Here is an 18,127-nt window from a genome sequence, read left to right as displayed (position 1 = left end):
GATTGTTCTTTCCTTGTACAGGGTATGCTATACCCCAAGGTTGGCACAGTTTACTTTATTAATTCATGCCTTTTTTTGTGTTCCCTTGCTTGCATCACAACATATAAATTAGACGAAAGGGAGAAACGACGCGATGTTCAAAAAGCTTTTTGGTGTATTGCAAAGAGTAGGTAAAGCTCTCATGCTGCCTGTAGCCATTCTACCTGCGGCAGGTTTGCTGCTCGGAATCGGTAACATGTTGGTTAATCCAGATTTCTTGCAATATGTAACGGCGCTCGACACCCCTTGGGTGAACTCGATCGCAACAATTATGATGAACGCAGGTCAGATCGTATTTGATAATCTGGCATTGCTGTTCGCCGTCGGTGTAGCCGTCGGATTGGCCGGTGGCGAAGGCGTTGCAGGTCTTGCAGCGATCATCGGTTACCTGGTCATGAATGTTACATTAGGATCTGCGGTAGGTGTTACTCCGGCCATGATCGGTGAAGTACCGGGTTATGCCAGCATCTTGGGTATCCCAACATTAAGTACAGGCGTGTTCGGAGGTATTATCATAGGTATTGCCGCCGCGCTGTGTTACAATCGATTTTTCAAAATCGAACTGCCGTCTTACCTCGGTTTCTTTGCAGGTAAACGATTTGTACCGATTATCACATCGGTAGTATCCCTTGTAATCGGGTTGCTTCTTGTGATTATCTGGCCTCCGATTCAAAATGGACTGAATGCTGTGTCTCACTTCATGGTAGATACAAGTCCGACCTTGTCGGCGTTCATCTTTGGAGTTGTGGAACGGTCATTGATTCCGTTCGGTTTGCATCACATTTTCTACTCCCCATTCTGGTTTGAGTTTGGTGAGTATGTGAATAAAGCCGGAGATGTTATTCGTGGGGATCAGAAAATTTTCTTCAGCCAGTTACGTGATGGCGTTGCTCTCACAGCAGGAACATTCCAAGTTGGTAAATTCCCGTTCATGATGTTCGGTTTGCCAGCAGCGGCACTTGCGATGTACCATGAAGCAAGACCGGAGCACAAAAAGTATGTTGCAGGGATCATGGGTTCAGCTGCGCTAACCTCGTTCCTGACAGGGATTACAGAGCCACTTGAGTTCTCGTTCCTGTTTGTAGCACCAATCCTGTTTGCAGTACACTGTATCTTTGCAGGTTTGTCTTTCATGACCATGCAAATTCTGGGTGTAAAGATCGGTATGACCTTCTCCGGTGGGTTCATTGACTTCCTGATCTTCGGGATTATTCCGAACCGTACACCTTGGTGGGACGTTATTATTGTCGGATTGGTTCTTGCGGTGATCTATTACTTCGGTTTCCGGTTTATCATTCGCAAATTCAATCTCAAAACACCAGGACGTGAAGATGCAACGCCTGAAACCGAATCTGGCGGAGGCTCTGGTTCAACGGATGACCTGCCACATAATATTCTTGAAGCTTTCGGTGGCAAGGAAAATATCAAACATCTAGACGCTTGTATTACTCGTTTGCGGATTGAAGTTAATGAGAAATCCAATGTGAAAAAAGATCGTTTGAAACAATTGGGTGCATCTGGTGTACTTGAAGTGGGTAATAATGTTCAAGCCATCTTCGGAACACGTTCCGACACAATCAAATCTCAGATGCAGGATATTATTGCAGGACGAACTCCAGCACCAACGCCAGCAGCTGCCAAACCAACTCCTGAAGAGGAGAAGGCACAAGGTGAGCAGGGCGAGCGCATCGTTGCTGAGGATATCGTCATGCCAGTCAATGGTGAATTGCTGGACATTACAAACGTACCTGATCCGGTCTTTGCTGAGAAAATGACAGGTGATGGATTCGCAATTTTGCCACATGATGGTACGATAACTTCTCCTGTGTATGGTAAAGTGTTTAATGTATTTCCAAGCAAACATGCCGTGGGCATCATGTCCGATGGTGGTAAGGAAGTGCTTGTTCATATAGGTGTTAATACGGTGAAGTTGAAAGGTCAAGGCTTTAACGTACTGGTACAGGAAGGTGATCTGGTATCGGCAGGTCAGCCGATTATGGAAGTGGATCTGGAGTATGTCAAAGCAAATGCTCCTTCGATCATTTCACCAGTTATTTTCACTAACCTGCCAGAGGGCTCCACAGTAACTCTGAAGAAGAGTGGAGTGCTGAAAGTTGGCGAACAGCCAATCATTGAGATAAAATAAGAAGTGTTACGACGATGGCAAGCAAGTGTAAATATATGCAATGCCTAAACCAAACTACTGAAAGTGAGATGATTGTAATGCAACAAACATTCAGAATTACAGACGAAGATGGTATCCACGCACGTCCGGCGACAGCCCTGGTTAATACAGCAAACAAATTCAAAGGTGCAGAATCCTTTGCAGAAGCTAACGGTAAAAAAGTAACTTTGAAATCCATCCTGGGTGTTCTTTCCCTCGGATTGGAACAAGGCGACACTATCAGCATCATCGTTGAAGGCGAAGGCGAAGCTGAAGCTCTTCAAGCTTTGACTGACGTTATGGTTAACGAAGGGTTGGGCGAAATTAATGCTTAATGTTTCCGGGATCGCGGCTTCGGCGGGTATTGCTATCGCCAAGGCGTTTATCTTGGAGCATCCTGACTACTCTGTAGAAAAACGCCAAATTAACGACGTTGACGCAGAGATCGCGAAACTCGACTCAGCTCTGGGTAAATCCCAGGCTGAGCTTGAGGCGATCAAAGAGCGCACTTTACAAGAGCTTGGCGAGAAAAAAGCAGAGATTTTTGCTTCGCATTTGCTCATTCTGAATGACCCGGAACTAATTGATCCGGTTAAAGCTAGAATTGCGGATGACATGATCAATGCAGAATTTGCTTTGAACGAAACGGCATCGCAATTTATCTCCATGTTTGAGAACATGAAGAGTGCTTACCTGCAGGAACGTGCTGCAGATATGCGTGACGTTACCAAACGTGTGCTAAATCACTTGCTTGGTATCGACTTCATGAGTCCGGCTGAGATCAATGAAGAAGTGATTGTGCTTGCGGAGGATCTAACACCTTCCGACACGGCTCAATTGAACCGCCAATTTGTTAAAGGTTTTGCAACCAACATTGGTGGACGTACTTCTCACTCGGCAATTATGGCTCGCTCTCTTGAGATTCCGGCTGTTGTTGGAACCAAGGACATCTTGGCTCAAGCGAAACAAGGCGATATGATTATTGTTGACGGTCTGGATGGTCACGTACTAGTTAACCCTACTGATGAAGTTATTGCTGAATACCGTGCCAAACAGGAACAGTATGATGCACAACGTGCAGAGTGGAGAAAACTTCGTGATGAGCCAACGGTAACGGTGGACAACGTTCATGTTGAACTTGCAGCCAACATTGGTACACCAAATGACGTAACGGGTGTTCTGGAAAACGGCGGCGAGGCTGTAGGCCTGTACCGTACCGAGTTCTTGTACATGGGCAGAGACAAGCTTCCTTCCGAAGACATTCAGTATAATGCTTACAAAGCGGTACTGGAAAAAATGGAAGGCAAACCTGTCGTTGTTCGTACACTCGACATCGGTGGAGACAAAGAGCTTCCATACCTGGATCTGCCAAAAGAAATGAATCCATTCCTCGGCTTCCGCGCAGTTCGTCTGTGTTTGGACCGTCTGGATATCTTCCGTACACAATTGCGTGCATTGCTGCGTGCAAGCGTACATGGAAACCTGCGTGTCATGTTCCCAATGATCGCAACACTCGGTGAATTCCGTGAAGCAAAAGCTGTCTTGCTCGAAGAGAAAGAGAAGCTGGTTGCTGAAGGTATTGCTGTTTCTGACAGCATTCAACTCGGAATCATGGTCGAAATTCCTTCGACTGCAGTTCTGGCGGATCAATTTGCCAAAGAAGTGGATTTCTTCAGTATCGGAACGAACGATCTGATTCAATACACGATGGCTGCTGACCGCATGAACGAACGAGTGGCTTATCTGTACCAGCCTTACAACCCAGCCATTTTGCGTTTGGTTAAAATGGTTATCGATGCAGCGCATCGTGAAGGCAAATGGGTTGGCATGTGTGGTGAGATGGCAGGAGACGAAACAGCAATTCCATTGCTGCTTGGTCTTGGATTGGATGAGTTCAGCATGAGCGCAACCTCCATTCTGCCAGCTCGTAGTCAGATCACCAAGCTGTCCCGTGCGGATATGCAGGAACTGGCTGCTAAAGCTCTGGATATGCAAACGGCTGAACAAGTTGTTGAATTGGTTCAAAGCATTCAAGCGTAATTTTGCCGGGGTTTCCTCCGGATTTGAGGTTTTTCTTTTTCCGATAATGAGCTGCATTGATGCAGCGATTTTGCCGGTATCCGCTGTTACAGCGGGTACTGGCTTTTTTTGTTGCTCGAACGTATAGGAATTAGAAGGGGAGTAGGAGGAGAAAGGTCCTGTAATGTCTAGCCAAAAAAATGCTCTTACTGGTGTAGTTAACATCAGCAAGAGCATGATTAGTAATACACTTAGTGCTTAACTGCACGCGCAGTTCAGTACAGGTTTGCGAGCGGCGGTGGTTTCATCCAGACGAGTGACCGGTGTTCCGTAAGGTGCGTTCAGTACCAATTCAGGTGTCTCTTCCGCTTCTTTGGCAATCCGTATCATCGTATCAATGAAGCCATCCAGCGTTTCTTTGCTCTCGGTTTCTGTCGGTTCGATCATGATGCATTCCTCCACGTTGAGCGGGAAGTACACCGTAGGCGGGTGATATCCAAAATCAAGCAATCGCTTGGCAACATCAAGTGTGCGCACACCGTATTGCTTCAAACCCCGACCAGACATGACAAATTCATGTTTGCATACACCCGGATACGGAATCTCGTAGTATGGTGCGAGGCGGGCCATCATATAATTAGCATTCAGTACCGCACATTCAGAGACACGGCGCAAGCCTTCCGGTCCATAGGTGCGAATGTAGGCATAGGCACGTACCAATATACCGAAGTTACCGTAGTAGGCTTTCACCCGGCCAATGGATTGATCGCCTTCACGATCGAATGCATACATACCATCATCATTTTTGATAACCATGGGCTTAGGCAGGAACGGAACTAAACGACTCTTCACACCGACTGGTCCGGCGCCAGGTCCACCACCGCCATGTGGCGTACTCATCGTTTTGTGCAAGTTCAGATGCACCACGTCAAAGCCCATATCACCCGGACGGGTAATGCCCATAATGGCATTGGAGTTGGCTCCGTCGTAATACAACAAGCCACCAGCCTGGTGTACGATGGATGCAATCTCCTGAATGTCTTTCTCAAACAGACCAAGTGTATTCGGGTTTGTCAGCATCAATGCTGCCGTATCCGAACCGACTGCTGCACGGAGTGCGTCCAGATCGACCAGTCCGTCTGCGCGGGATGGAATCGTCACAGTTTCAAATCCTGCAACGGTTGCACTTGCCGGGTTGGTACCATGCGAAGAATCGGGCACGATGACTTTGGTACGTTGTTCGCCACGACCTTCGTGGTAGGCACGAATCATCATAAGTCCAGTCCATTCTCCATGGGCACCAGCTGCTGGTTGCAAGGTCACAGCGTCCATACCTGTCAGACCTGCAAGGTCGTTTTGCAACGTATATAACAGTTCTAGTGCACCTTGAATGCTGGATTCATGCTGGTACGGATGGATTTTGGCGAATCCATTATAACGGGCAACATCCTCATTGATCTTCGGATTGTATTTCATCGTACAAGAGCCCAGTGGATAGAATCCGTTATCTACGCCGAAGTTGCGGCGGGACAGAGCGGTATAGTGTCGAATAACATCGACCTCAAACACTTCCGGCAGTGCTGCTGCTTCCGAACGGAGCATTTCCCGGGGAATCAACGTATCGGCAGCCTGACGAGGAACGTCACATTCTGGCAAGGAATAAGCGACACGTCCAGGGCTGCTGAGTTCAAAAATCAATGATTGTTCCGAAGCAGGAGATAAGGTCTGTGCACTAAATGTTGTATCCTTCTCAGGTTGAACCGAAGTGGAGACAGAGGTACCTGTTTCCGATTGTCCTTGTACCGATGTTGTCGTCGTCGTTTCCTGAGTCACAGCGATCCCTCCAATGCTCGTGCGAATTCGTCAATCTCTTCCTTAGTGCGCCGTTCGGTAACAGCAATCAGCATATGTCCGGCAAGCTCCGGGTAATCACGTCCGAGTTCGTAACCACCAATAAAGCCCGCATCCAGCAGTTTCAACTGAAGAGTATCCACGTCGGTTCCTTCAGGAAGCTTAATAACAAACTCATTAAATGTTGGTGCATTAAAAGTAAGGCTAACTCCAGAAATCGCAGTTAATGTATTGAGGGTGTAATGACTCTTTTGCAAATTCAGATCCGCGACATCAATCATTCCTTGTTTACCCATGATGGACATATATACAGATGCGCTGAGTGCAAGCAAAGCCTGGTTGGAACAGATGTTGGATGTCGCCTTTTCGCGTCGGATGTGCTGTTCACGTGCTTGCAATGTCAGTACAAAACCACGCTTGCCATTGCGATCGGTTGTTTGGCCTACAATTCGGCCAGGAATTCGGCGCATATGAGGCTGGGATACTGCGAAATATCCGCATGTCGGACCGCCGAGTGAAGCGGCGATGCCGAGGGGCTGCGCATCACCTACAACGATGTCGGCACCCAGCTTGCCTGGGGCTTCCAGCAGACCCAGCGATAGCGGGTTGGCACTTACAACGAGCAGGCCCTTGTGCGCATGCACGAGGTCGGCAGCCTGCTTCACATTTTCCACGGCACCAAAGAAGTTCGGACTCTGGATCATGACAGCAGCGGTATCGTCTGATATGGCGGTTTGCAGGGCATCCCAGTCAGTGACGCCATCCTTATAGCCAATCTCGACAATCTCCAGACGGAGTCCGTGCGCATATGCCTGCAATACCTGACGGGCTTCCGGATGAACGGTACGGGATACGATGAGCTGTTTGCGACGAGTTGCCGCTGCGGCCAGATTACCGGCTTCCGCAAAAGCCGTTGCGCCGTCATACATGCTGGCATTGGCTACAGCCATACCGGTTAATTCACAGATGTAGGATTGAAATTCGAAAATGGCCTGTAGTTCACCTTGGCTGATCTCAGGCTGATAAGGTGTGTAGGCAGTGTAAAACTCGGAACGGGAAATGACATGATTGATGACGGAAGGAACATGATGATCATATATGCCAGCGCCGAGGAAGCTGGCGTGTGTTTCGAAATTGGCGTTGGCGCCAGCTTGTTTGGACATGTGACGTGTCAGCGCATATTCATCAAGTTTGGAGGATACGGGCAGCTCGCCCTGATAACGAATCTCTTTTGGAATGTCCTGAAACAGATCCTCCAGCGTATCCACACCGATGGTTGCGAGCATGGCGCTCTGATCTTGTTCAGTCATGGGAATGTAACGGTGCTTGCTCATGCTTGATCAGCTCCTTGAGTAGGTGTCTTCGACGTACGTGTCCGTTTATGAAAAGGGGTCTTCACGACCTCGGCTTTTAGTTTCTTGCCGCGGATCTCAATCTCAAGCGGGGTTCCCAGCGCAGCGTATTTGCTGTCGATGAGGGCAAGCCCCAGATTACGCTTCAATGTAGGTGATTGCGTGCCTGTTGTCACTTCACCAATCTGTACGCCTTCGGCGTAAATCGGATAGTGGGGGCGGGGAATACCGCGCTCCAACACTTCGATGCCGACCAGTTTGCGGGCGGGCCCGTCAGTTTTTTGCTGTAACAAGGCTTCGTGTCCGATAAAAGGTCCGGCATTCAGCTTCACAAACATGCCAACACCAGCCTCAAGCGGAGAGATAGTTGCCGACAATTCCTGTCCATACAGAGGGAGCTTTGCTTCAAAGCGCAGTGTATCCCGAGCACCGAGGCCTGTCGGTACAAGTCCGTGACCTTCACCGGCTTGCATTAACCCATTCCAGACCACAGCGGCCTGATCTGCAGGAACATATAGCTCAAAGCCATCTTCACCGGTATAACCGGTACGGGACAACAGTAATTTTACTCCACATACTTCAGCATCCTGCACAAAACGAAACGGTTCAATCGAGCTTACATCCGTATCTGTAACTTTCCCGATAATGTCTACAGCCAGTGGACCTTGCAAGGCGAGTAGCGCCGTCTGCTCCGAATCATTGGTCATGCTTACGCCGGGGATCAAGTGCTCTTGCAGCCACGCCCAATCCTTGTCGATGTTGGAGGCGTTAACCACAAGCATATAATGCTGATCTTCCAGCTTATACACGAGCAGATCATCCACCACACCGCCATCTGGATAACACATCAGGGTGTACTGGGCTTGACCGGGAACCAGCGTGGTCACATCATTAGTCATCATTTGTTGCAAAAAAACTTCAGCCTGCTCACCCTGTACAGTGAATTCGCCCATATGGGATACATCAAACAGTCCAGCACGCTCGCGTACCGCTTCATGTTCTTTCTGGATTCCGCTAAATTGTACGGGAAGCTCCCAGCCTCCAAAATCAATGCACCGTACGCCTTCATATTGCTGATATAGTGGGAAGAGTGGTGTTCTAAGCAAATCAGACATCAAATCACCTCGTCATGGGCCGTCAGCCGGCCGGATATACAATCGTGGATCAATGAACCAGGGTATTTTTAAATTTTCAGCTAGATATTTTCATCACATAAGTATGGTAAGGCAGCTATGGCAGCGCCATTCTACATCCTGTTTTTCGTTTTTTGGGAAAAAGGAAAAGGACAGGCCAAAGAATCGGCATGCCAAGTAGCACGCTGTATTCTAAGGCTCTGTCCCTTGTACCTGAGAGTTACCCCGCTGCGTTGTGCAGCAGGTTTCCCCTTGGGTGATCATAACGCCCGCACAGGGCGAATAGATGCTCTCCAGAGTTGCGTCCCGTAAAAGTCCTTTTGCCTGAGAGATTCACCTCCGCTTATCGGTGGTTTACTCCTTCGGCGTTACCTCATGTACATCCCGAATCGGGTGTCACGGGTAATCTCTCCCTTTACATTCATCCGCGGGTATAACATAGTCCAATAAACACATTTACTCCTTTCATTAAAACGTGAATCCACTACCGATGTCAAGAACGATATCATAGATAATGATTTAAAACCGAATATTTATTTTATTTTTTATGTTATTGTTCGTATATTTAAAAAGACTACGCTTACTATTCTAATATTCACCAGTATATGAAGAAAGAGTGTAATCCGGTTACAGGATTTAGAGGTGTTCAGCAAATAAATTGTGAGGTATCTTGACATTTGATTCAAAAATATCATACGCTATGTTCTGGGAAAAAGGTTAAGGTCAAAGAACGCATGTACTCATTAATGAAAAGCGAGGCGGATATCGATGAGCGAATTGAAAAGTGATTTCCTGTACAGTGAAGAGCACGAATGGGTGCAAACCGTAGGGGAGGATACTGTACGTATTGGCATTACCGAGTTCGCGCAGCATCAGCTGGGTGACATTGTGTTTGTGGAATTGCCTGACCTTGAAACCAATGTAAAAGCAGAGGACAGCATTGGAACGATCGAATCGGTCAAAACGGTGTCGGACTTGTTCTCTCCCGTCACTGGTTCAATCATTGCGGTGAATGATTCGTTGCAGGACTCACCTGAACTTGTGAACAGCTCTCCTTACGAGGAAGGCTGGATGATTGAGATCCGTGTTGAGGGAGATCTGACAGCAGCATTGTCTACATTGATGAATGCAGACGCGTATCGGAAACATACGGAAGAATAGTATCAACGAACTTGTACTTATTAACATATATTTTATAATTAAATGATATGAGCTTCATATTGTTTCGACCTGTGTGAGCCGGATGCTTGCACAGGTTTTTTGTGCTTTCCAAGAATGGTTTTGAATGTGGAATGAAGCAGATTGTGGATGTAAATCACCTGATTGGACCAAGCTATAGTTTAGAAAATGATTCTGGAAATGACAAAAGTCATAGGCAAGAAAATCCTTGTGTACCAATGGGTTCAGCCATTATGCATCAAGTAAAACGATTACATAACCTAATGTTGTCATCATTGTTCATGACGAAAGTACGCTTTCATTTCATTGAACAGGAGAGCATTCTCGCTTAGGATTACAGCAGGGGAGAAATGATACCCCTTTCATAAATCATAATCACTTGATCCAAGGAGGATAATACAATGAGTAATTTGGACCAATCGTCCAATTCCAAAGGTGGGCTACGGGTAGGTGTTCAGCGTTTTGGCCGATTCCTGAGTGGTATGGTCATGCCAAATATGGGAGCGTTCATCGCCTGGGGATTAATTACGGCTCTGTTCATTCCAACAGGCTGGTTCCCTAACGAGACGCTTGCACAGCTAGTTGATCCGATGATCAAATATTTGCTGCCACTGTTAATTGGTTACACCGGAGGTACGATGGTGCATGGTCAGCGTGGTGGTGTCGTGGGTGCCATTATGACCATCGGGGTCATCGTGGGTAGTGATATCCCGATGTTCCTCGGTGCCATGATTGCCGGACCACTGGCAGCATGGATTATCAAAAAGTTCGATAAATCCATTGAAGGTAAAATTAGAGCCGGATTTGAAATGCTGGTTAACAACTTCTCAGCCGGTATTATTGGCGGAATCTTGGGGATTTTTGCGCTACTGGGCATCGGACCTGCTGTAGAAGCGATTAGCAAAGTATTATCTGCCGGGGTACAAGGGTTAATGAATCTTGGTTTGCTGCCGCTGGTCAACCTAATCATCGAACCAGGTAAAGTATTGTTCCTGAACAATGCAATCAACCACGGGATTCTGACACCGATTGCAACAGATCAAGCGAGAGAATTAGGGAAATCCGTATTATACATGCTTGAATCAAACCCGGGTCCGGGACTTGGTATCTTACTTGCTTACTGTTTCTTCGGACGCGGAATGGCTAAATCTTCTGCACCGGGTGCCGTAATCATTCATTTCTTCGGGGGAATTCATGAGATCTACTTCCCTTACATTCTGATGAGACCGATTCTGATTCTTGCCGCAATTGCGGGTGGCGTCGCAGGTACATTAACATTCATGCTCACCGGAGCAGGACTTGTTTCAGCACCATCACCGGGTAGTATTATCGCGTATTTCTTCTTAACACCAAAAGGTGGATACCTGCCGATGTTCGCAGGGGTGCTTGTAGCAGCCGTCGTTTCTTTCCTGGTTGCAGCAGTGTTGCTGAAAACGGGTAAACAAAAGGACGAAGATCTGGAGTCCGCATCCAGTCGGATGAAAGACATGAAGAGTCAAGGAACCCTGCCAAACGCTGGTATTACGGCTAATCAAAGTGAAGCAGACAGAGCCGCAGATATGGCTTCTTCTACCTTCAAAACAGACGTGAAGAAAATTGTCTTCTCCTGTGATGCAGGCATGGGGTCAAGTGCCATGGGTGCTTCCATTCTACGCAAGAAGATGAAGGCAGAGGGGATTGACGTTACGGTGACCAATACGGCTATCAGTGATATCCCGCCGGATGCAGACGTGGTGATCACACAACAAGTATTGACCGATCGTGCCCGCTCCGTTGCGCCGAACGCAGAACATATATCCATCGACAACTTCCTAAAAAGCCCGGAATACGATGCGCTCGTTGAACGTCTGAAGTAATTGCACGCATTTGTTTTCCCTGAGCCGGAGGCTGAGATATGAGTATTACCAAAAGACAACGTGAAATCGTGGAGTTCCTGCTGGAGCATCCACATGAAGTCACTGCCGGCGAAATCGCCGTTGAAGTAAAGGTCAGTACCCGAACGGTTCACCGGGAGCTGCAAATGATTGAACAATGGCTTGAACCTTTGGGCATGAAGCTGGAAAAAAAATCAGGAACCGGTATCCGAATCGATGCCGGTTCCGATGATCTGGCTGTATTGCGCCAGCAACTAGAGGGTAAAGAATATGTAGATTTTACGCCAGAAGAGCGTAAGCTCTTCATGCTTTGCATCCTGCTGGATGAACCGGAGCCTGTAAAGTTACTCGCCTTGGCTTCGGATCTGAAAGTGACCGTATCCACCGTAACCACTGATCTGGACGATCTGGAGTCACGGATTCGTCAGGCGGGACTAAAGCTGGTTCGCAGACGTGGATATGGCGTCAAGATTAACGGAAGTGAGACGATTCATCGCACAGCCATAGCTGCACTTGCTCTCGAATTTTTGGATGAGTCGGACCTATTCGGAAGACAGCCAGAACAGGGAGGCTCCATCGTAAACCAAAAATTGTTGGATATGATTGGACACGGTGATGTGCTTACGGTCGAAAATGCATTATGGCAACCAGACATCGAATGGCTGGAGAACATCCCGGAACGCCAATACATGAAGTTGCTGATTCAATTATCCGTAGCGGTTGTACGTATTCGTAAAGGCTTTGGCATTGGCCGTATACCTCCCCTGGAGAACAAGGGAGATGAAGTCGCAGAGCAGGATGAGATGAAGGTTCCGCCTTATATGGCTTCCCGCTTGTGTGGTGTGTTATCGACCCAGCTGGGGCTGACATTCTCCCAAGATGAGCAAGCTTATTTTCACAGACTATTAGTTGAGACAGAGCAGCGGATTCATTCTTCGCGGCTGTTGCCAATAGACGATTTGATTTTACTGGACAGGGTACATTCACTGATTGATCAGATGCAGGCGAGAACACATTACGCCTTTCATGAGGATCGTTTGCTTCGTGAAGGTCTGCTTGGTCATATGCAACCTGTCATGGAGCGAATTGAAGGGCAACAGATGATTCGTAATCCGCTACTGCAGCAGATTCGCAAGGATTATGATTCTCTCTTCGAAGAGGTCAAACAATCCGTGCATCAAGCTTGGCCAGGCACAGAAGTTCCGGATGAAGAAATTGGTTTCCTGGTCATGCATTTTGGCGCTTCCATCGAGAGGTTACGTGCACTGAAACGTGAGATCAGGGCAATCATCGTGTGTACAAGCGGAATCGGATCATCACGTATGCTCTCCAGCCGACTGTCCAAGGAGATTCCCGAGATTCGGATCATGGACAGCGTGTCTTGGTATGAAGCTGCCCGGATACCTACAGATGAATATGATCTGGTGTTATCCACTGTTGATCTGCCGATGGATGAGCATCAGTATTACAAAGTGAGTCCACTGCTTACGGCAGAAGAGAGCGAACGTCTGCGTCATTTTATCCGAACAACAACATTACAACGACAGCATAATAAGCCCCGTGAAATAGAGGTTCAGACAACAGGTCGTTACTCGGACCCTGACGGAATGGAAGCTATTTTAGTTGAAATCGTCCGAATTATTGGCAAGTTTCAGGTGTACCCGCTGGATAACCAGGATATCGGATTCTATAAAACGGTGTATGCGATGTGCAACGTACTCCATGGATCTGGTGTATTGAAGGAACCGGAGGAGGTCGCGAAACGGTTGGAGGCACGTGAGGCAGTGGGGAGTCAGAAGATTCCCGGCACAAGACTTGCGCTGTTTCATACACGCAGTGAGGGGATCTACAGGCCGTCCATTAGCTTGTTTCAACTCACTGAGCCACTCCTTCGTACGCCGGATGATCCGACAGGAGTTACCCATGTCCTCTTGATGCTCGGTCCCAGAGAATTATCCAAGGAAAGCCTGGAGGTTCTCAGTGAGATCAGCGCACTGTTATTACAGGAAGAAATGATTACATTGCTGGAAAAGGGAATCAGGGATGAACTCATTCATTACCTGTCCCAGGAACTTGTTGGATTTTATCGCAGTAAAACCGAAATTGGAGGTCAACCATTATGAGTATGTTAACAACAGATAAAGTCATCATGAATGCGACGGCTCAGGACAAATATGAAGCGATTCGTATGGCAGGGCAGATTCTGAAGGATGCGGGACATATTACCGCTGATTACATTGAGAAGATGATTGAACGAGAAGAGATTGTTTCGACCTATGTAGGGAACGGCTTGGCTATTCCGCATGGTACAAAGGAATCCAAAGCTTTCATTTTATCCACAGGTATCTCTGTCATTCAGTATCCTCAAGGTGTTGATTTTGGCGAAGAAAAGGCTTATATGGTCATTGGTATCGCGGCTCAAGGCGGGGAACATATGGAGATCTTGACTAGCATCGCCGTGATCTGTGCTGAGGATGAGAATATGGAGGCCCTGCGTCTGGCGAAAACAGCCGAAGAAGTAATCGCTATTCTGGAAAGTGAAATGGAGCTATGAAGGTCCTACACTTTGGCGCAGGTAACATTGGACGCGGGTTTATCGGCTTGATTCTGTCCCGCGCAGGGTATGAGGTGGTTTTCTCCGACGTGAATCAGACCTTGGTAACCGCTCTTCAGCAACGGGGACAGTATACAGTGGAACTGGCTAACGAGAGCAAGGATCAAGAGACCGTTAGAGGCGTAAATGCAATCGATGGGACCCAGCTGGAGACGGTTGCCCAAACCGTTGTGGAAGCTGATCTGATTACAACCGCAGTGGGCGTAGGCGTGCTGAAACATATTGCACCAGGTATTGCGAAGGGACTTGAGAAAAGATTGAATTCCGGTCCGGTTCAAAACACGCTTCACATTATTGCTTGCGAGAACGCCATTGGAGCCAGTACGCAATTGAAAGAGCATGTATATGCTCTGCTCAATGAAGAAGTGCGTTCCCTTGCAGATCAGTACGTTTATTTTCCAGATTCAGCCGTAGACCGGATAGTGCCTATTCAGCATCATGAAGATCCGTTGCATGTACAGGTGGAGCCTTTTTACGAGTGGGTGGTAGATCGTTCCCAGATGGCTCCTGCATTCAAACCGGTTGAGGGCATTGTATATGTCGATGATCTGGAGCCGTATATCGAACGGAAGCTGTTCACTGTTAATACAGGACACTGCGTTGCAGCATATATCGGTAATGTGCACGGGTATGACACGATTCAGAAGGCTATTGCCGACGAGAAGGTGAAATCGATTGTATACGGTGCTTTGCAGGAAACTGGAAAAGTTCTAGTGAAGCGTTTTGCATTCAACCCGGAAGAACATGAGCAGTATATTTTCAAAATATTGGGACGGTTTGTCAACCCGTACCTTACCGATGAGGTTACTCGTGTTGGTCGTTCTCCGCTACGCAAGTTGTCTCCAAATGATCGTCTGGTTCGTCCGGCCCTTCAGGCCTATGCGGATGGAAGCGAAACAACTTATCTGGCTATGGGCATGGCAGCAGCCTGCAAGTTCGATGTCTCCGATGATCCGGAAGCAGTTGAACTGCAGGATATGATCCGCGAGAAGGGGATTACAGCTGCCCTCCACCATTATACGTCCATGGATGAGCAACATCCGGTGCTTGAACAGGCTGTTGCCCAGTATAACCAAATGTAAGAGTAGTGTTAGCCAGCTAATAGTATAGATGATGCATAATGAAGAAGAGCCATACAGTCGTTAACTGTGTGGCTCTTCTTTTGGTTGGTGTTTATCGGCATAGTCATCCAAACAGCGTTGACATATGCACGATTTTCGGCGCTGCTCTGCCGGAATGCGGTCAAATACACCTTCGGGGAAAGTAGCCCGGTTACACCAGCATTCCGAATGGGGATGTCCTGCGGCATAGGAACATCGATTAGCTTCCCCGCATAATGGGCAGATAAGAACATCGATATTGCTGCGCTCTTGATTGTCTTGTTCCGCAGACATTGGGTTCTTCCCTCCCTGTGAATAGCTACGAGCTGAAGTTGAACATACTGGTCCCAGTATAACAGAAATGTGTTGGTGATTATGAATTTTACTGTGTATATATGACTTCCATTTCACCACATCTGTTTCTCCCATCGGCTATTCTTCAGGCGGTAATTCGATCTGTAGGCCTTCCACATGTTTGCGTCCCATCAATTTACGTTTCTTACGATTTTCCTTTGTTTCCAGCACAATGTCCAAATCATAATCGTCACCTGGATAAAGCTCATTGGCAGATATATGCAGAGTCAGGCGTTTCTTATGGATTTTGACTTTGCGTCCTCGCAGCATGACCCCGATATTTCCACGGCTATCCTCGACATCACAGACGATGCCCGACTGATTAAGATAGGCCGCATACACCCGATCTCCTTTGCGAAAAGTTTTGGCAGGAGCAGGAGAATCCGACTCTCTGGTTGTTGTCTTTTTGTTGAGACGGATTGGATCCTTTGACTGTTTCGACTGGTTCTTTCTGGATAACTCTGCTGGGCTGACTGATTCTGTACCAGAACGAGCAGGCGTCAGGGCCTTAGTTTCCGAAGGAGGTGACGTGAATCCTAATGTACGATCTCTCGAAATACTTTGATCGGACAGGGACTTGGAGCGCTCTATAATTCGCTGTGGCATGCCCAGCTTCAATGCAATGGAATAGGCGTAACTTTCACCAGCTTCTCCGATACGCAATCGATACAGCGGCTTGAGAGAAACGGTGTCAAATTCCATACGGGCATTTTCGAATCCTGGCGTGGCAGCTGCAAAATGTTTGATTTCACCAAAGTGTGTTGTCGCCACAACGGTTGCTCCGCGGCTGTGAAGTTCCTCCAGCATGGCGATGGACAATCCGACACCTTCACCGGGATCTGTGCCGGAAGCCATCTCATCAATGAGCACCAGAGTCGACGTATTGGCCTGTTCCAGTATGCCAATCATATTGCGAATATGTGCAGAGAATGTACTGAGTGCTTGTTCCATACTCTGTCCGTCACCAATATCAACCGCTACCTCGTTATAAACAGCCATCTCGCCACCTTCCTCTACCGGAATAAGCAAACCGGATTGCATCATCAGGGTTAACAAACCAAGTGTTTTGAGCGCGACCGTTTTACCACCGGTATTCGGGCCCGTAATAATGAGCGACGAGTATGTTCTGCCGATGGCAAAATCAAGGGGAACCATGGAAGAACCCATGAACGGATGACGTGCACGTTGAAGGCTGATTTGGCCTTGTGTATTGACTCGAACGGTACGCCCATCCATGGTGGCCGCATATTTGGCTTTGGCAAACAGGAAGTCCATTACACCTACCGTTTCGGTGTTCAGAGCGATTTCACGGTTATATGATTCGGCCAGGGAGGTTAAATCACCGAGAATTCTCATCTCCTCTCGGGACTCCTCCGCTTGTAAAGCAGCCAATTCCATCTGCAGACTTACTAACTCAACGGGTTCGATATATACGGTTTGCCCGCTCCCGGATTCATCCAGCACACTGCCTTTCACCTGTTTACGGAACTCTTTCTTAATGGGCAGAACCGTTCTTCCTCCTCGTTGGCTGATGACATGCTCCTGCATAATGGAGCGATGTTTGCTCACCAGCGAATCAAGCTTTCGTTTCATACGTTCCTCATTCACGGTCATTTTTTTGCGGATTCGAATCAGTTCCTTGCTCGCTTGATCCCGAATGCGTCCACTATGGATGCAGCGCTCGATCTCACTCAGCAAAGGTTCGATCAGAATCATGGATGCTGCATAACGACTGACGGTGGGAGCGGCCCCAGATTTACCCTCCATGTATTTCATGAGTTGTGCACAGCTCCGCAGGAACTGCGCGAGATGACTGAAATCACGTTCACTGAATAGATAACCGGTGCCAAGCAGATCCATAATGGTTTCCATTCCGTCGAGTGAAGGGAGGGGGATGCTGGCCCCGAAGCGAATCAACGCAGCCGCTTCTGCTGTTTCTTCCAGGCGAATCTGAATAAGGTGAGCATCTGCCATCGGTTTTAGTTCTCTGGCATAACGTTTGCCCAGATAAGACAGGGCGCAGTCTGCAACGTTTTTTTGAATTTGTGGATAGCCCAAACTGTTTAATGTGTTCTCATTCATGCGTAATCTCTCCTTGAATTTGAATTGGGGTTTCAGTTGACGCGCTGAAACATATTCCTGGAAAACGCAAAAAGGGCGGAGAATGAACAAACGTCATTCTCCGCCCTAAACGTATGGGAAAGCAAAGTCCATTACAGGTCTATATTAAAAAATCCGCGCTGAACACAGCGCGGAAATAGACCCGGACAATTACAATCCCGGAGGCGATTTATGATATCCGCTGTTCTTAACTAAGTACAGGGATCTGGCGCATCATGAAATACACGTATGCCATACGGGCACAAGCGCAATGAAAGGCCAAACTCCTGAATATTAAACTTGGTTAGTTAAGAACATTCACCGACATTAAAAATCTCTCCTTTGATT

13 protein-coding genes and 2 riboswitches are annotated in these 18,127 nt (G+C 47.7%); of the genes, 8 read left to right on the top strand and 5 right to left on the bottom strand.

Annotated elements, in window-relative coordinates; genetic code table 11:
• Nucleotides 1-133: 133 nt before the first annotated feature.
• The 3 genes from ptsG (at nt 134) to ptsP (ending at nt 4,243) form a co-directional block, all read left to right on the top strand.
• Nucleotides 134-2,185 carry a glucose-specific PTS transporter subunit IIBC gene (ptsG, locus tag MHH92_RS23130; protein ID WP_036617007.1) on the top strand — a complete coding sequence of 684 codons (2,052 nt, stop codon included), beginning with the start codon at nt 134-136 and terminating at the stop codon, nt 2,183-2,185.
• 77 nt (nt 2,186-2,262) lie between these two features.
• A complete protein-coding gene (locus MHH92_RS23125) occupies nt 2,263-2,538 on the top strand; it encodes an HPr family phosphocarrier protein (RefSeq protein ID WP_036617010.1) in 276 nt (91 codons plus the stop codon).
• The gene (gene ptsP / locus MHH92_RS23120; RefSeq protein WP_047844045.1) at nt 2,531-4,243 is read left to right on the top strand and encodes a phosphoenolpyruvate--protein phosphotransferase; all 1,713 of its coding nucleotides are present in this window, start codon (nt 2,531-2,533) and stop codon (nt 4,241-4,243) included. The genes MHH92_RS23125 and ptsP overlap by 8 nt, the downstream gene beginning before the upstream one ends.
• Before the next feature lie 237 nt (nt 4,244-4,480).
• On the opposite strand, the gene gcvPB is transcribed toward ptsP, so the two are convergent.
• From gcvPB to gcvT, 3 genes are all read right to left on the bottom strand, one after another.
• Nucleotides 4,481-5,920, bottom strand: coding sequence for an aminomethyl-transferring glycine dehydrogenase subunit GcvPB (gcvPB, locus tag MHH92_RS23115; RefSeq protein ID WP_074097008.1), 1,440 nt, complete (start codon nt 5,918-5,920; stop codon nt 4,481-4,483).
• A 131-nt stretch (nt 5,921-6,051) separates the two neighbouring features.
• Nucleotides 6,052-7,407 (bottom strand): aminomethyl-transferring glycine dehydrogenase subunit GcvPA, encoded by a 1,356-nt coding sequence (gene gcvPA / locus MHH92_RS23110; protein WP_340387306.1) that lies wholly within the window; start codon nt 7,405-7,407, stop codon nt 6,052-6,054.
• The gene (gene gcvT / locus MHH92_RS23105) at nt 7,404-8,540 is read right to left on the bottom strand and encodes a glycine cleavage system aminomethyltransferase GcvT (protein ID WP_036617019.1); all 1,137 of its coding nucleotides are present in this window, start codon (nt 8,538-8,540) and stop codon (nt 7,404-7,406) included. Before gcvT ends, gcvPA begins: the two co-directional genes overlap by 4 nt.
• Nucleotides 8,541-8,756: 216 nt before the next feature.
• A riboswitch (glycine riboswitch) is annotated at nt 8,757-8,857 on the bottom strand.
• Nucleotides 8,858-8,860: 3 nt separating this feature from the next.
• Nucleotides 8,861-8,983, bottom strand: a riboswitch (glycine riboswitch).
• Between the two features lie 343 nt (nt 8,984-9,326).
• Here gcvT and gcvH point away from each other — a divergent pair.
• From gcvH to MHH92_RS23080, 5 genes are all read left to right on the top strand, one after another.
• Nucleotides 9,327-9,719 carry a glycine cleavage system protein GcvH gene (gene gcvH / locus MHH92_RS23100; RefSeq protein WP_047844042.1) on the top strand — a complete coding sequence of 131 codons (393 nt, stop codon included), beginning with the start codon at nt 9,327-9,329 and terminating at the stop codon, nt 9,717-9,719.
• Nucleotides 9,720-10,138: 419 nt separating this feature from the next.
• On the top strand, nt 10,139-11,593 hold the full coding sequence (locus tag MHH92_RS23095; RefSeq protein ID WP_340906586.1) for a PTS mannitol transporter subunit IICB: 1,455 nt from the start codon (nt 10,139-10,141) through the stop codon (nt 11,591-11,593).
• Nucleotides 11,594-11,631: 38 nt separating this feature from the next.
• Complete coding sequence (locus tag MHH92_RS23090) at nt 11,632-13,734, top strand: BglG family transcription antiterminator (RefSeq protein WP_340906584.1); 2,103 nt, start codon at nt 11,632-11,634, stop codon at nt 13,732-13,734.
• The gene (locus tag MHH92_RS23085) at nt 13,731-14,165 is read left to right on the top strand and encodes a PTS sugar transporter subunit IIA (RefSeq protein WP_017686856.1); all 435 of its coding nucleotides are present in this window, start codon (nt 13,731-13,733) and stop codon (nt 14,163-14,165) included. The genes MHH92_RS23090 and MHH92_RS23085 overlap by 4 nt, the downstream gene beginning before the upstream one ends.
• On the top strand, nt 14,162-15,307 hold the full coding sequence (locus MHH92_RS23080) for a mannitol-1-phosphate 5-dehydrogenase (RefSeq protein WP_340906581.1): 1,146 nt from the start codon (nt 14,162-14,164) through the stop codon (nt 15,305-15,307). Before MHH92_RS23085 ends, MHH92_RS23080 begins: the two co-directional genes overlap by 4 nt.
• A gap of 60 nt (nt 15,308-15,367) precedes the next feature.
• On the opposite strand, the gene MHH92_RS23075 is transcribed toward MHH92_RS23080, so the two are convergent.
• On the bottom strand, nt 15,368-15,619 hold the full coding sequence (locus MHH92_RS23075) for a cysteine-rich CWC family protein (protein ID WP_282320446.1): 252 nt from the start codon (nt 15,617-15,619) through the stop codon (nt 15,368-15,370).
• 138 nt (nt 15,620-15,757) lie between these two features.
• Nucleotides 15,758-17,761, bottom strand: a complete 2,004-nt coding sequence (locus MHH92_RS23070; protein ID WP_340906578.1) for an endonuclease MutS2 — start codon at nt 17,759-17,761, stop codon at nt 15,758-15,760.
• Nucleotides 17,762-18,127 lie beyond the last annotated feature (366 nt).

Origin of the sequence: Paenibacillus sp. FSL M7-1414 (assembly GCF_038003195.1) — a bacterium.
Taxonomy (GTDB): domain Bacteria; phylum Bacillota; class Bacilli; order Paenibacillales; family Paenibacillaceae; genus Paenibacillus; species Paenibacillus amylolyticus.
The sequence above is the reverse complement of the archived record's forward strand: the minus strand, read 5'-3'. Positions and strand labels throughout refer to the sequence as shown.

Bases quoted from the DNA above. Each gene is read 5' to 3' on its own strand.
- ptsG (WP_036617007.1), top strand. From the start codon at position 134: ATGTTCAAAAAGCTTTTTGGTGTATTGCAAAGAGTAGGTAAAGCTCTC.
- MHH92_RS23125 (WP_036617010.1), top strand. From the start codon at position 2,263: ATGCAACAAACATTCAGAATTACAGACGAAGATGGTATCCACGCACGT.
- ptsP (WP_047844045.1), top strand. From the start codon at position 2,531: ATGCTTAATGTTTCCGGGATCGCGGCTTCGGCGGGTATTGCTATCGCC.
- gcvPA (WP_340387306.1), bottom strand. From the start codon at position 7,407: ATGAGCAAGCACCGTTACATTCCCATGACTGAACAAGATCAGAGCGCC.
- gcvT (WP_036617019.1), bottom strand. From the start codon at position 8,540: ATGTCTGATTTGCTTAGAACACCACTCTTCCCACTATATCAGCAATAT.
- gcvH (WP_047844042.1), top strand. From the start codon at position 9,327: ATGAGCGAATTGAAAAGTGATTTCCTGTACAGTGAAGAGCACGAATGG.
- MHH92_RS23095 (WP_340906586.1), top strand. From the start codon at position 10,139: ATGAGTAATTTGGACCAATCGTCCAATTCCAAAGGTGGGCTACGGGTA.
- MHH92_RS23090 (WP_340906584.1), top strand. From the start codon at position 11,632: ATGAGTATTACCAAAAGACAACGTGAAATCGTGGAGTTCCTGCTGGAG.
- MHH92_RS23085 (WP_017686856.1), top strand. From the start codon at position 13,731: ATGAGTATGTTAACAACAGATAAAGTCATCATGAATGCGACGGCTCAG.
- MHH92_RS23080 (WP_340906581.1), top strand. From the start codon at position 14,162: ATGAAGGTCCTACACTTTGGCGCAGGTAACATTGGACGCGGGTTTATC.
- MHH92_RS23075 (WP_282320446.1), bottom strand. From the start codon at position 15,619: ATGTCTGCGGAACAAGACAATCAAGAGCGCAGCAATATCGATGTTCTT.
- MHH92_RS23070 (WP_340906578.1), bottom strand. From the start codon at position 17,761: ATGAATGAGAACACATTAAACAGTTTGGGCTATCCACAAATTCAAAAA.